Source organism: Pantoea sp. DY-17, assembly GCF_019795975.1.
Lineage (GTDB): Bacteria > Pseudomonadota > Gammaproteobacteria > Enterobacterales > Enterobacteriaceae > Pantoea > Pantoea leporis.
In genome coordinates, this window is record NZ_JAIMIG010000003.1 from 597,260 (window position 1) to 612,290 (window position 15,031).

The following is a 15,031-nucleotide window of genomic DNA, read 5'->3' on the forward strand; positions in this document are numbered from 1 at the left end:
CCCGTGTGGTTATTTTTTGCTTGGCTTATTTAGACAGGGATACCCCGTGCGCCGACTCTCTTTGCTACTTCTTTGCCTGTTGTTGCAGGCCTGCACACAAACGCAAAAAGGCCTCGAACAAACCGTGATGCTGGCCGTGAATGGCCCGGATGATGTCACGGTCACCAACGAGCAGGTTGCTAACCTGCCCTACGCCAGCCTCTATGCCCGCATCAATGAAGGACCGCGCATCTTCGTGGTGCTCGGTTACAACGAAAACGGCCAACAGAAGTGGATCACCCAGGATAAAGCGATGCTGGTGATGCAGCATGGCCGTCTGATCAAAACCCTGGGGTTACCGAGCAACCTCGCTGACGTCAGTAACCTGGCGCAGGATCCGCTCGCCGATGCGCTGCATCTGCAAAACGGTGCCAGCTGGACGCGCGTGGTGCAGTGGCGCGAGCAAGATAAAGTGCGTGCCGCCACAGCGGTTTCCCGCTTCGAGCGCGGTGACGATACAGTGCTGGACATCGCCGGTGAACGCGTACCGTGCCGCGTCTGGCATGAAACCGTGCGCATCGAGAACGTAGGCGCGGAGTGGCAGAACACCTTCTGGATCGATAACCGCGATGGCACGGTATTGCAGGCCAACCAGATGCTGGCCGCCGATGCCTTCCCCGTTGAAACCACCATTCTGAAGCCGGCGAAATCATGAAAAAAATAACTCCAATGCTGGCAGCATTGACGCTGCTCACGGCTGGCCACGCACTGGCGGCGGCGCAAGTCACCGTGCACGATCTGCCGGGAAAAAACACACTGCAAATTAACGATGCGCAGAATCTTAGTCAGTTGCTCACCCATCCTGAACTGCGCAGTTGGTGGCCGGGCACGGTGATTGCCGAACGCGGCGCAACGGCGGTAGCACAGCAGCAACAGAAGCAGCTGCTGGCCGATCTGCGCGCATGGCAAGCAGACAGCGGCGAGTCGTTGGCCGCAACCATCGGCTCGGTTATCCACCAGCTTGGCGCGCTGCAGGTAACGGGCCGCCAGTTCACCTCGCTCGATCCCGATGACGTGCGTCTGCGTCCACAGGATAACCGCACGCTGCAAGGCAGCTATGACCTCTATATGCTGGCGCAGCCGACGCAGGTACTGGTGCTGGGGGCGTTGAGCAATCCGGGTAAAGCGCGCTGGCAGCCTGGCCGCGAAGTGCGTGATTACCTCGAAGGCCACGATCGTCTGTCCGGCGCGGAACGCAGCTATGCCACGGTGATTGCGCCGTCCGGCAGCACCCAGCAAGTTCCGGTTGCCTACTGGAATCATCGCCATATCGAAGTGGAACCCGGCAGCATTATCTGGCTCGGTTTCACCTCATGGAGCTTGCCATGGGGCCAAAGCGATTTGAATGAGCGCATGCTTTCCGTTCTGACTCACCGGATACCAGACTGATGAAAAAACAATTACTTCTCAGCCTGTTGGCTGCTTCTGTTTCCGCCGCTTGCCAGGTGCATGCGGAAACCTGGCCTGAACCGGTCGGTCCTTCTCAATCAGATTTTGGTGGCGTTGGCCTGATGCAGACGCCCACCGCGCGTATGGCGAAAGAGGGCGAATTTAGCGTCAACTTCCGCGATAACGATCAATATCGCTACTATTCTGCCTCGCTGCAGCTGTTCCCGTGGCTGGAAACCACCGTACGCTATACCGATGTGCGTACCCGCCGTTACAGCGCAGTAGAAGGTTTCAGCGGCAACCAAAGCTATAAAGATAAAGCCTTCGATGTGAAGCTGCGCCTATGGCAAGAGAGCTATTGGCTGCCAGAAGTGGCGGTTGGCTCACGCGATTTAGGCGGTACCGGTCTGTTCGACAGCGAATATCTGGTGGCGAGCAAAGCATGGGGCCCGTTCGATTTCACCTTGGGTCTGGGCTGGGGTTATCTCGGCAACAGCGGCACCATTAAGAACCCGTTCTGCTCCTATAGCGACAGCTTCTGTAGCCGCACCGGCGGTGGCGAAGCGGGTTCAATTAATGGCTCGCAGATGTTCCACGGTCCGGCGGCGCTGTTTGGCGGCGTAGAGTATCAAACACCGTGGCAGCCGCTGCGCCTCAAGCTGGAGTACGAAGGCAACGATTATCAGGATGATTTCGCCGGTCGTTTGGATCAGCGCAGTAAGGTCAACGTCGGCGCGATTTATCGCCTCACCGACTGGGCGGACATCAACGCCAGCTACGAGCGCGGCAACACCTTTATGTTCGGCTTTACCCTGCGCACCAATTTCAACGATCTGCATCAGTCGCATATCGATAGCGAGAAGCCGGCCTACAACCCGCAGCCGCAGGGCGATCTGTTGCAGCCAACGGTGGTGGCAAACCAGCTGACCGATCTGAAGTACAACGCAGGACTGAATGGCCCGCATATTCAAACCAAAGGCAGCACGTTGTATGTGTCCGGCGAGCAGACCAAATATCGCGATACGCGCGAAGGGGTCGATCGCGCCAATCGCATTATCATGAACAACCTGCCGGCCGGCATCGATACCATCGACGTCACCGAGTCGCGCTTCAATATGCCGCAGGTGAGCACGCGCACCAACGTTGCCAGCCTGCATAACGAACTCGTGGGTTATCCGCTGGGGCATGAACAGCCGCTGCAGCAGACGCGTGAAAATCCGGTCGATCACGGTACCACCGAGCAAGGTTTCTTTATCCGCAAAGATCGTCTGAACTACAGCCTGTCGCCGGTGCTGAATCAGTCCGTCGGCGGACCGGAAAGCTTCTACATGTATCAGGTTGGCGTGATGGCCAACGCCGATTACTGGCTTACCGATCACCTGTTGGTCGGCGGCAGCCTGTTTGGCAACCTCGCCAATAACTACGATAAGTTCAACTACAACGGCGCACCGACGGATTCCACGCTGCCGCGCGTGCGTACGCATATTCGTGATTACGTTGAGAACAACGTTTACGTTAACGATCTGCAAGCCAACTACATGCAGGCGCTCGGCAACGGTTTCTACGGCCAGGTTTACGGCGGTTATCTGGAAACCATGTACGGCGGCGTCGGCGGCGAAGTGCTGTATCGTCCGATTGATAGCAACTGGGCATTCGGGGTTGATGCCAACTACGTGAAGCAGCGTGATTGGGACAACATGATGCAGTTCACCGATTACAAAGCGCCAACCGGACATTTCACCGCGTACTGGCGTCCGTGGTTTATGCAGGACGTATTGGTGAAAGCCAGCGTCGGTGAATATCTGGCGAAGGATAAAGGCGTTACCGTAGATGTGTCGAAGCGGTTTGATAGCGGCGTGATGGTGGGCTTCTACGCCACCAAAACCAACGTGTCGGCGGAAGCCTATGGCGAAGGCGACTTCACCAAAGGCTTCTACATTTCGGTGCCGATGGATCTGTTTACCGTGACGCCAACGCGAGGCCGCGCGCAGGTGAACTGGGTGCCGTTGACGCGTGATGGTGGGCAGATGCTGGGTCGCAAATATCAGCTGTATGACCTGACGTCAGATCGTGATGCGCGGTTTAATTAACATCAGCGCGGGTGGTGTGAAACCCGCGCGATAAATCGCGCCGCTACGGAGAGGTGCACATACCGTAGCGGCGCCATTTATTGCGCGTTACCGACTATTAATCTGCGTCATAACCCAAATTGGGTGCTAGCCAGCGCTCAACTTCGCTCACGCTCATGCCTTTACGCGCGGCGTAATCTTCCACCTGATCGCGCTGAATCTGCGCCACGGCGAAGTACTTGCTGTCGGGATGGCTAAAGTACCAGCCGGAAACCGCTGCGCCTGGCCACATGGCGAAAGACTCGGTGAGCTTCATGCCGGTATGTTTTTCCACCTCCAGCAGCTGCCAGATCGGTGCTTTCTCAGTGTGTTCCGGACAAGCCGGATAACCTGGCGCGGGACGAATGCCCTGATAGTTCTCGCGAATCAGCTCTTCGTTGCTGAGATTTTCATGGGCGGCAAAGCCCCAAATCACCTTCCGCACGCGCTCGTGCAGATATTCAGCAAAGGCTTCTGCCAGGCGATCCGACACCGCTTTCACCATGATTTTGTTGTAATCATCGTGCTGCTTGTCATACGCCTCGGCCAGCGCATCTTCCTCAATTCCGGCGGTAACCGCAAACGCGCCGAGATAATCGGCTTTACCGCTGGATTTCGGTGCCACAAAGTCGGCTAAACAGTAGTTGGCGAAGTCGGTTTTCTCGGTCTGCTGACGCAAGTGATGACTGACGCACAGCACCTGATTGCGGTTCTCGTTGCTGTAGATTTCAATGTCATCGCCGACACGGTTGGCCGGGAAAATCCCCACCACGCCGCGTGGATTGAGCGTGCCGGTGCTGCTCAGCATATCGAGCATGGCGTTGGCATCGGCAAACAGGCGTTTGGCCTCTTCGCCCACCACTTCATCTTCCAAAATGCGCGGATATTTGCCGGCCAGCGACCAGGTCATAAAGAACGGCGTCCAGTCGATGTAATTACGCAGCGTTTCAATGCTGGCTTCGACCGGACTCACACCGAGACGGTGCGCCACCGGCGGCGTATAGCTTTCCCAATCGATGACATAATCATTATCGCGCGCAGTTTGCAGGCTCACCGGCGGCGTGCGCGGCTTTTTGCGCGCGTGCTGAATACGCACCGTGTCATACTCTTTGCGCGTGCGCGCCACGAAATCTTCTTTCAGCGTCTCGGACAGCAGCGATGACACCACGCCCACGGTGCGCGAGGCGTTCTGCACGTACACGGTTGGGCCGCTGTAATTCTGCTCGATTTTTACTGCGGTATGCGCTTTCGAGGTAGTCGCGCCGCCAATCAGCAGCGGAATGGTGAATCCCTGACGCTCCATCTCTTTGGCGACGTTGACCATCTCATCCAGCGACGGCGTGATCAGGCCGGAAAGCCCGATGATATCGGCGTTCTCGGCAATCGCGGTTTTGAGGATTTTGTCACTCGGCACCATAACGCCGAGGTCAATGATTTCGTAGTTGTTACATTGCAGCACTACGCCGACGATATTTTTGCCGATGTCATGCACATCGCCTTTTACCGTTGCCAGCACAATCTTGCCGTTGCTGCGTCCGGCCTCTTTGCTGGCCTGAATATAAGGTTCGAGATAGGCCACCGCTTGCTTCATCACGCGCGCTGATTTTACCACCTGCGGCAGGAACATCTTGCCCTCGCCGAACAGATCGCCAACCACGTTCATGCCGGACATCAGCGGCCCTTCAATCACTTCAATCGGCCGCGCTGCTGCCTGGCGCGCCTCTTCGGTATCCAGCTCAATAAACTCGGTGATGCCTTTCACCAGCGAGTATTCCAGACGTTTTACCACGTCCCAGCTGCGCCATTCGGCCTGCTGTTTCTCCTGCTCGCCGTCGCTTTTGCTGCCGCGATATTTCTCCGCCAGCTCCAGCAAGCGCTCGGTGCCATCGTCACGACGATTCAGCACCACATCTTCCACCGCGTCACGCAGTTCGGCAGGCAGATCGTCGTAAATCGCCAGCTGACCGGCGTTCACGATGCCCATGTCCATGCCGTTGCGGATGGCGTAATAGAGGAAAACCGCGTGAATCGCTTCGCGCACCGGTTCGTTACCACGGAACGAGAACGACACGTTGGAGACGCCGCCGGAGATCATCGCGTGTGGCAGTTCGCGCTTGATGTCTTCGCAGGCACCGATAAAGTCCATCGCGTAATTGTTGTGTTCTTCAATGCCGGTCGCTACGGCAAAAATATTCGGGTCGAAAATGATGTCTTCTGGCGGGAAACCGACCTCTTCGGTCAAAATCTTGTAGGCGCGACGACAGATCTCAATTTTGCGCGCTCGCGTATCCGCCTGACCCGCTTCGTCAAACGCCATCACCACCATCGCTGCGCCGTAGCGACGCACTTTGCGCGCGTGCGCGATAAACGGTTCCACGCCCTCTTTCATCGAAATAGAGTTCACAATGCCTTTGCCCTGAATGCACTGCAGGCCTTTCTCGATCACTTCCCATTTGGAGGAGTCGATCATAATTGGCACGCGGGCGATATCCGGCTCACCGGCAATCAGATTGAGGAAGCGCACCATCGCCGCTTCCGCATCCAGCATGCCTTCATCCATGTTGATGTCGATGATTTGCGCACCGTTCTCTACCTGCTGGCGCGCCACATCCAGCGCTTCGTTGTATTTCTCTTCTTTGATCAGACGCTTAAATTTGGCCGAGCCGGTGACGTTGGTGCGTTCACCGACGTTGACGAACAGCGAATCGGCCTGAATGTTCAGCGGTTCAAGCCCGGCTAAGCGACAGGCAACCGGAATCTTTGGCAGCTGGCGCGGCGCAACGCCTTCTACTGCGGCCGCCATCGCCGCGATGTGTTCCGGCGTGGTGCCGCAGCAGCCGCCGATAATATTGAGGAAACCGGCGCGCGCCCACTCACCAATTTGCTCAGCCATGATCGCCGCATCGAGATCGTATTCACCAAAGGCGTTGGGCAAACCGGCGTTCGGGTGCGCGGTCACATAGCTTTCGGCAATGCGCGACAGCTCCGCTACATACTGGCGCAGTTCGTCCGGGCCCAGCGCGCAGTTGAGGCCAAACGACAGCGGTTCGGCGTGGCGCAGCGAGTTATAGAAACCTTCGGTGGTTTGGCCGGAGAGCGTACGACCGGACGCATCGGTGATGGTGCCGGAGATCATCAGCGGCAGCTTCACGCCCATCGCTTCCATCTCGGCCTGCACCGCGTAGATCGCCGCTTTGGCGTTGAGGGTATCGAACACCGTTTCGATCATGATGAGGTCGGAGCCACCGGCGATCAGCGCATGCGTCGATTCGCGGTAAGCTTCCACCAGCTGATTGAAGGTGACGTTACGATAGGCGGGATCGTTGACGTCCGGCGAGATAGAACAGGTGCGGTTGGTCGGGCCCAACACGCCTGCCACGTAGCGCGGACGATGCGGCGTTTTCGCCGTCCATGCGTCGGCGCTGGCACGCGCCAGTTTGGCGGCTTCGAAGTTGATCTCCGCCGACAGCGCTTCCATCGCGTAATCGGCCATCGCAATGGTGGTGGAGTTGAAGGTGTTGGTCTCGAGAATATCCGCGCCGGCAGCGAGATAGGCATCGTGGATTTCGCGGATCACCTCCGGTTTGGTTAGCACCAACAGATCGTTGTTGCCCTTCAAATCAGATGGCCAGTCGGCAAAGCGGCTGCCACGGAAATCCTGCTCACTCAGTTTATAACTCTGGATCATGGTGCCCATGCCACCGTCCAGAATCATAATGCGTTGCGCCAGCTGCTGCTGCAGCATTTCTGTTTTGTTGCTCACTCTCGCCCCGTCCACGTCATTGCGTTGGCTAATATGCCAGCCAGTCATACTGGCACAACTTGCAGGTGATCAAAAGTCAGCTCAGATGAGACATTTTCAGCTATTGCCGATGACAGGTCTGACCAGAAAGTCAGCGTTTGCATTAATGCGGTTAAAAACGAAAATGGTTTCCAGCATTGATGCGAATTGGAGACGTTATGGCAACCCCCGCGCCCGTGAAACGCGGTAAGAAACCGCGTGCGACAACGGCTACCACCAGCGCGCCCGTCGGCGGGCAAGTACAATCTTTGACGCGTGGTCTGCGCCTGCTGGAGCTGATTGCCGAATCCCACGGCAGCGTGGCGCTGACCGAACTGGCACAACAGGCCGGTTTACCCAACTCCACCACTCATCGCCTGCTCTCCACCATGCAGCAGCAAGGTTTTGTGCATCAGGTGGGCGACTTAGGTTTGTGGACCATTGGTTCGCACGCGTTTGTGGTCGGCAGCAGTTTCCTGCAGAGCCGCAATCTGCTGGCGATTGTGCATCCGCTGCTGCGCAAGCTGATGGAAGACGCCGGCGAGACGGTGAATCTGGCGGTGCTGGATCTCAGCGATTATCAGGCGGTGATCATCGATCAGGTGCAGTGTACGCAGCTGATGCGCATGTCCGCGCCGATTGGCGGCAAGCTGCCGATGCATGCATCCGGCGCCGGCAAAGCGTTTCTGGCGCATCTGAGCGATGAGCAAGTTACCGCGCTGCTGCATCAAAAAGGGCTGCATCACTACACGCCGAAAACGCTGATGTCGCCGCACAGCCTGAAGGAGAATCTGGCGCTGATTCGTAAGATGGGCTTTTCGCACGATGATGAAGAGCACGCGCTGGGTCTGCGCTGCGTTGCGGCACCGATTTATGACGAACATGGAGAACCCTTCGCCGCCATCTCAATCTCCGGCCCGATTGCGCGCATGACTGACGACCGCATCACCGAGCTGGGTGCGCTGGTGATCCGCGCCGCGAAGCAGGTGACCCAAACCTATTCTGGCCGCTAAGCGGCCACCGACGCATAGCGCGCGCTGAAACGCTGGCTGGCGCGCCACGCAATTACCTCTTCAATATGCCCTTCGCGGATGCGCGTTTGCAGCGCGCGCCACCAGTTGGGATCAAACAGCTGCGGATGCAGCGCCTGCAGCAGTTTGCCGGTCGAGGGTTCGCTGCACAGCGCATAGCGGAAGGTTTCCGGGAACACATCATCCGGCCCGACGCTGTACCAAGGCTCGGCCTGCAGCTCATCTTCCTCATAGCGCGCCTGCGGCACATCGCGGAACACCAGCTCGGTCATCGGGCGGATTTCGTCGTAATCGTAAAACACCACGCGGCCATGACGCGTCATACCAAAGTTTTTGTACAGCATGTCGCCGGGGAAAATATTTGCCGCCGCCAGCTGACGAATCGCATCACCATATTCGCCAATCGCATGCTGCCGCTGTTCCGGCGAAGCCTGAGCCAGCCACAGATTAAGCGGCTCCATGCGGCGTTCCAGCCACAAATGGCGGATGATCACCACATCGTCGCGCAGCTCGAGCTTTTCCGGGATATCGCGCTCAAACTCCGCCATCAGCTCGGCCGGAATACGCGCGCGCGGTAACGCAAAGTGCTCAAACTCCTGCGTATCCGCCATACGACCCACGCGATCGTGCTCTTTGACCATGCGATAGCAGTCGCGCACCTGCGCATCGGTGACCTCTTTTTGCGGTGCGAAGCGGTCTTTGATCACCTTAAATACGCGATCAAAACCCGGCAGCGTGAACACCATCATTACCATGCCGCGAATGCCGGGTGCGACGGTGAAATCTTCCTGACTGTTCGCCAGATAGTGCAGGTATTCACGGTAGCATTCGGTTTTACCGTGCTTCTGACAGCCAATCGCCATGTAGCGCTCTGCCACGGTTTTTCCCGGCAGAATCGGTTGCAGCCACGCCACCAGCGCGGCAGGCACCGGCGCGTACACCATGAAATAGGCGCGGGCAAAACCAAACACGATGCTGGCATCATCGCTGTCGGTGAGACAGGTATCGATCCATAAACGGCCAGCATCATCGCGCTGAATCGGCAGCAAACAGGGCACCATGCCATCACTCAGCTGCAGGCGCGCCACAATCCACGCGGTTTTGTTGCGGTAAAACAGTTCGCTGGCGACATCCAGCGTCGCCGTCGCCAGCTGTGTGGCACCAAACTGCTCGTGCAGATGGCGCACAATCCAGCCGATATCGCGCGTTTGATCCTGCCACGTTAGACGCAGCGGAATGTCATTCAGCACCTGACGCAGTGTTTCCTGCCAATTCTGCTGCGGACGATAGAGGCGCGACAGCGGGCGCGGCGCAACCGGTGCAGGCGCATAGGGCTGCGACGGCAAGATAAACAGACGCTCGGGCGACAAATGGCTGTGGCCCTGCAGGCGACAATAGACCGAATTGAAGAAGCTTTCGGCGATTTCATGGCGCGGATAGCCGGGCAGCAAGGTTTCGTAATGGCTTTTCACCCGTAGCCAGAACGCGTCATCCCAGTCCGAAGTGTCATTGAGAATGCGCAGCTGGTTGGTGACCAGGCCAACATGGTGATCGTAAAGATGGATACGCGCTTTCATTGCCTGCTGCACCGCGTGCCAGTCGGCCTGCTCGAAGCGCTGTTGCGCACCGGCGGTGATATCCAGAAAGCGGCCATACTGCGCGTCAAAACCTTGCAGAATGGTGTGGGCGATCAGCGATTCTCTCGGCGTCATCGGCAACGCTCCTTTAGCGGTAAGTGGTCGCCATTGAATGGCGACCTTACAACGGCTTCAGAATTGTGCGGCTTCGGTGGAGCCGGTCAACGCGGTCACAGAGGATTGTCCGCCCTGAATGACGTTGGTGACGCGATCGAAATAGCCGGTGCCCACTTCCTGCTGATGCGATGAGAAGGTGTAACCCTTATCGCGCGCCGCAAACTCCGGCTGCTGCACTTTCTCCACGTAATGGCGCATGCCTTCGCCCTGTGCATAGGCGTGCGCCAGGTCAAACATGTTGAACCACATGCTGTGAATCCCGGCGAGCGTAATGAACTGGAAGCGATAGCCCATTTCGCTCAGCGCCTGCTGGAAACGGGCGATAGTGCGATCGTCGAGGTTCTTCTTCCAGTTAAACGAAGGCGAGCAGTTGTAAGCCAGCAGCTTGCCGGGATACTGCGCGTGAATCGCGTCGGCAAAGCGCTGCGCCATCTCCAGATCTGGCGTTGAGGTTTCGCACCACAGCACATCGGCATAAGGCGCATACGCTAGCCCGCGGCTGATCGCCTGTTCAATCCCGGCACGCGTGCGGAAGAAGCCTTCCGAGGTGCGCTCGCCGGTGATAAACGCCGCATCACGCGGGTCGCAATCTGAGGTGATCAGATCGGCGGCATCCGCATCGGTGCGCGCCAGCAACACCGTCGGCACGTTCATGACGTCTGCGGCCAGACGCGCCGCCACCAGTTTCTGAATCGCTTCCTGCGTTGGGACTAATACCTTGCCACCCATGTGGCCGCACTTCTTCACCGCCGCCAGTTGGTCTTCAAAATGCACCGCGCCGGCACCGGCCTGAATCATCGATTTCATCAGCTCGAACGCATTGAGCACGCCGCCAAAGCCCGCTTCCGCATCGGCGACAATCGGCAGGAAGTAATCAATAAAATCATTATCTTCTGGCGATACACCGCTGGCCCACTGAATCTGATCGGCTCGCTGGAAGCTCTGATTAATCCGCTCCACCACATTTGGCACCGAATTCACCGGATACAGCGATTGGTCGGGATACATCTGCCCGGCCAGGTTAGCATCTGCCGCCACCTGCCAGCCGGAGAGGTAAATCGCCTCTATGCCGGCTTTCGCCTGCTGCACCGCTTGTCCGCCGGTCAACGCGCCAAGGCTGTTGATGTAGCCTTTGCTCGATTCACCATTCAGCAGCGACCAGAGTTTGGTGGCACCGCGCTCCGCCAGCGTGCAGGCGGGATTGACCGAACCGCGCAGATTGACCACATCCTCCGCACTGTACGGACGAGTAATTCCCTGCCAGCGCGCATCATTCCAGCTCGATTCCAGTTGTTTGATCTGTTGCGTACGATTCATCGTCATATCTCCAGGTTCAAGGCAGCAGGCGGTAGCCCGGCAGAGTGAGGAAGGAAACCAGTTCGTCATCGGTGGTAATTTGCTCCATCAGCGCGGCGGCATCGTCGAAGCGTCCATTTTGAAAACGTTCTGCGCCAACGGTTTGCTGCAAGGTGGCCAGCTCTTCCTCCAGCAGCCGTTCAAACAGCGCCACCGTGACCGGCTGGCCATCGCTGAGAATTTGTTTGTGATGAATCCATTGCCAGATGGAGGTGCGGGCGATTTCAGCGGTGGCGGCATCTTCCATCAACCCATCAATCGGAACGCAGCCGTTGCCGCTGATCCAGGCTTCCAGATATTGCAGCGCCACGCGGATATTGGCGCGCATGCCGGCTTCAGTACGCTTGCCGCGACAGGGCGCCAGCAGACGTTCGGCGGTGATTGGCGCATCCTGCTCACGCGTGATGTGCAGTTGATTGGGCTGATCGCCCAGCCGACGGTCAAACTCCTCCATCGCGATATCAGCCAGGCCGGGATGCGCCACCCAGGTTCCGTCGTGACCGTTGCCCGCTTCTCGCGCTTTATCTTCTTGCACCTTTTGCGTCACCCATACATTGCGCTCCGCGTCTTTGCTCGGAATCAGCGCCGACATACCGCCCATCGCCAGCGCACCACGACGATGACAGGTTCGAATCAGCAGGCGTGAATAGGCATCGAGGAATGGCTGATCCATGCTGATTTGCTGGCGATCCGGCAGGATACGATCGGGATGCTGGCCCAGCGTTTTGATGTAGCTGAAGATGTAATCCCAACGGCCACAGTTCAGGCCAACGACGTGATCACGCAGTTCCCACAGGATCTCATCCATCTGGAATACCGCCGGCAGCGTTTCGATCAATACCGTGGCTTTGATGGTGCCGCGCGGCAGATCGAAGCGATCTTCACTGAAGCGGAAGATCTCACGCCACCACGCCACTTCAGCGGCATGCTCGGTTTTCGGCAGATAGAACCATGGCGCGTGGCCCTTCTCCAGCAGCGCTTCAACGTTGTGGAAAAAGTAGAGCGCAAAGTCGAACAATCCGCCGGGAATGGCCCGATCGCGCCACTCCACATGCTTTTCATTCAGATGCAGACCGCGCACCCGACACATCAGCAGCGCCGGATTGGCGCGCAGCTGGTAGATCTTGCCGGTTTCACTGGTAAAGCTCAGCGTGCCATTGATGGCATCGCGCAGTGTTAATTGTCCGTCGATCAGCTTCTGCCAGGTTGGCGCCAGTGAATCTTCAAAATCGGCCATGAAGACGTTGACGTTTGCGTTGAGCGCGTTGATCACCATTTTGCGATCCGGCGGCCCGGTGATCTCTATGCGACGATCCTGAAGCAGCTGCGGAATAGGACGAACTTGCCACGCATTTTCACGAATGGAAGCGGTTTCCGAATCAAAGCCGGGTAACTCACCTTGATCGTAACGCTTCTGTCGTTGCTGGCGTGCTTTCAGCAGGCGTTCGCGCTCTGGTGCAAAGCGCACCACTAATGCGTGTATAAAGTCGATCGCTTCTGGGGTAATCAGCTGCTTTTCCGCGTGGGTAAAGGGCTGGCTGAAGGTTAGCGTATTGCTGATAACCGAGTCTGTCATGCGGGCTGCCTCCTGAGTTGATCCATCGTTTAACGATCGGATCCGGATGTAGGGTGTTTTATAACCTGCAAGATCAGAGCATAATGATTTTTATTTTAATTTCAAAAACTATTTCCATTTTAATGTTTATGCTGATTTATCAGATTGATATTTATGTAATTTAATCTCTCGAATTAAAGGCAATAACTTCCACTGGTGAATTGAAGGCAAAAAAAAGCCGCGATAGCTTTCGGCTAGCGCGGCAGGATCAAACGAGGTGTTTGATCTATTCGAGTGTTGGATTCATCCGGCGCAGATCGAACGGCGTGATCTGATAAACGTAGTAGTTCAGCCAGTTGGAGAACAGCAGGTTGCCGTGGCTGCGCCAGGTGGCGCGCGGTGGCAGCTCTGGGTTGTCGTGCGGGAAGTAGTTGAACGGCACGTCCGGCTGCAGGCCAGCATCGTAATCGCGATGATATTCACCCGAGAGCGTCAGGGCATCGTACTCCGGATGGCCGGTAACAAACGCCAGGCGCTTGTCTTTGCTCGCCATCAGATATGCGCCGGTGGATTCCGATTCGGCAAATAGCTCGAGATCGGTGTAATCGCGGATCAGCTGGCTCGGAAAATCAGCATAGCGTGAATGCGGGGCCAGGAAATTGTCGTCAAAACCGCGCGTTAGTAAGGCGTGGGGATGGAGGATTTGGTGCTCATAAACACCGGACAATTTGTTCTGCCGCGTCTGCTTAGGAATGCCATACAGAATGTTGAGTGCCGCCTGAACCGCCCAACAGACAAAGAGCGTGGAGGTGACGTGTTCATTCGCCCAATGCAGCACGCGCTGAATCTGCGGCCAGTAAGCGACATCATTGAAATCGACCAATCCCAGCGGCGCGCCGGTCACAATCAGTCCATCGAAGTTATCGTTTTGGACGTCTTCGAAGTTGCAGTAGAAGTTGTTCAGATGCTCTGTCGGCGTGTTGCGCGACTCGCGGCTATCAATGCGCAGCAGCTGCACATCAATCTGCAACGGTGAGTTAGAGAGCAGACGCAGGAACTGATTTTCCGTCTCAATCTTCTTTGGCATCAGGTTAAGAATCAGCACTTTTAGCGGACGGATCTCCTGAACACTGGCGCGCGACGACGTCATGACAAAGACGTTTTCATCACGCAAAAAATTCACTGCCGGTAATTCGTCGGGAATCCTGATTGGCATAACCTACTCACCTCTTACTGATAACCGTATAAACGTTTAGACATCCAGATGCCCGACATTAACGTGTTATGTCGGGAATGTCGAGTCTTCATGCGGTTTATGAAAATGTTTCAGCTTTAGGTGGGATTTGGGATAAGTCGTTAGGCGGATTAATATGGCATGTAGCGGATTTTAGCTTCAGGATGGCACTAAATCTTGAGGGATTTTCTAAATTTCAGACGTAAAAAAGCCCCGAACTTTCGTTCGGGGCTTCTTCACTGATTGATGCCTGGCAGTTCCCTACTCTCGCATGGGGAGGCCCCACACTACCATCGGCGCTACGGCGTTTCACTTCTGAGTTCGGCATGGGGTCAGGTGGGACCACCGCGCTAAAGCCGCCAGGCAAATTCTGTTTCGTCCGCTGCCCCCTCTCAGGCGCCGCAGACCAGTCCGTAAACAAGCTGAAAATCCGGTCTCTCAGACCAAAACGCCTCTGGCGTTGTAAGGTTAAGCCTCACGGGTCATTAGTACCGGTTAGCTCAACGCATCGCTGCGCTTACACATCCGGCCTATCAACGTCGTAGTCTTCAACGTCCCTTCAGGACTCTCAAGGAGTCAGGGAGAACTCATCTCGGGGCAAGTTTCGTGCTTAGATGCTTTCAGCACTTATCTTTTCCGCACTTAGCTACCGGGCAATGCCATTGGCATGACAACCCGAACACCAGTGGTGCGTTCACTCCGGTCCTCTCGTACTAGGAGCAACCCCCCTCAATTCTCCAGCGCCCACGGCAGATAGGGACCGAACTGTCTCACGACGTTCTAA

General features: G+C 56.8%; 9 protein-coding genes and 2 rRNA genes. 4 read left to right on the forward strand and 7 right to left on the reverse strand.

Features of this window, described 5'->3' with window-relative positions:
* Window positions 1–46 precede the first annotated feature (46 nt).
* Genes K5Y33_RS16890 through K5Y33_RS16900 form a run of 3 tightly spaced genes read left to right on the forward strand, consistent with a single transcriptional unit; the run spans window position 47 to window position 3,518 of the window.
* Complete coding sequence (locus K5Y33_RS16890; protein ID WP_222234602.1) at window positions 47–694, forward strand: YjbF family lipoprotein; 648 nt, start codon at window positions 47–49, stop codon at window positions 692–694.
* Window positions 691–1,428, forward strand: coding sequence for a capsule biosynthesis GfcC family protein (locus K5Y33_RS16895; RefSeq protein WP_137384939.1), 738 nt, complete (start codon window positions 691–693; stop codon window positions 1,426–1,428). The genes K5Y33_RS16890 and K5Y33_RS16895 overlap by 4 nt, the downstream gene beginning before the upstream one ends.
* On the forward strand, window positions 1,428–3,518 hold the full coding sequence (locus tag K5Y33_RS16900) for a YjbH domain-containing protein (protein WP_222234603.1): 2,091 nt from the start codon (window positions 1,428–1,430) through the stop codon (window positions 3,516–3,518). The genes K5Y33_RS16895 and K5Y33_RS16900 overlap by 1 nt, the downstream gene beginning before the upstream one ends.
* Window positions 3,519–3,615: 97 nt before the next feature.
* Here the strand turns inward: K5Y33_RS16900 and metH are convergent, their stop codons facing one another.
* On the reverse strand, window positions 3,616–7,299 hold the full coding sequence (metH, locus tag K5Y33_RS16905; protein WP_222234604.1) for a methionine synthase: 3,684 nt from the start codon (window positions 7,297–7,299) through the stop codon (window positions 3,616–3,618).
* 197 nt (window positions 7,300–7,496) lie between these two features.
* On the opposite strand from metH, the gene iclR reads away from it, so the two are divergent.
* Window positions 7,497–8,330 (forward strand): glyoxylate bypass operon transcriptional repressor IclR, encoded by an 834-nt coding sequence (iclR, locus tag K5Y33_RS16910; protein WP_101763122.1) that lies wholly within the window; start codon window positions 7,497–7,499, stop codon window positions 8,328–8,330.
* Here the strand turns inward: iclR and aceK are convergent.
* The 6 genes from aceK to K5Y33_RS16940 all read right to left on the reverse strand — a co-directional run.
* Window positions 8,327–10,060, reverse strand: a complete 1,734-nt coding sequence (gene aceK, locus K5Y33_RS16915) for a bifunctional isocitrate dehydrogenase kinase/phosphatase (RefSeq protein WP_222234606.1) — start codon at window positions 10,058–10,060, stop codon at window positions 8,327–8,329. The genes iclR and aceK overlap by 4 nt on opposite strands.
* A 57-nt stretch (window positions 10,061–10,117) precedes the next feature.
* Window positions 10,118–11,419 (reverse strand): isocitrate lyase, encoded by a 1,302-nt coding sequence (gene aceA, locus K5Y33_RS16920; protein WP_222234608.1) that lies wholly within the window; start codon window positions 11,417–11,419, stop codon window positions 10,118–10,120.
* Between the two features lie 16 nt (window positions 11,420–11,435).
* Window positions 11,436–13,034, reverse strand: a complete 1,599-nt coding sequence (gene aceB, locus K5Y33_RS16925) for a malate synthase A (RefSeq protein WP_222234609.1) — start codon at window positions 13,032–13,034, stop codon at window positions 11,436–11,438.
* A gap of 265 nt (window positions 13,035–13,299) precedes the next feature.
* Window positions 13,300–14,229 (reverse strand): homoserine O-succinyltransferase, encoded by a 930-nt coding sequence (metA, locus tag K5Y33_RS16930; RefSeq protein WP_222234611.1) that lies wholly within the window; start codon window positions 14,227–14,229, stop codon window positions 13,300–13,302.
* A gap of 266 nt (window positions 14,230–14,495) precedes the next feature.
* Window positions 14,496–14,611 (reverse strand): 5S ribosomal RNA (gene rrf / locus K5Y33_RS16935).
* A gap of 100 nt (window positions 14,612–14,711) precedes the next feature.
* A 23S ribosomal RNA gene (locus K5Y33_RS16940) occupies window positions 14,712–15,031 on the reverse strand; the annotation flags it as partial.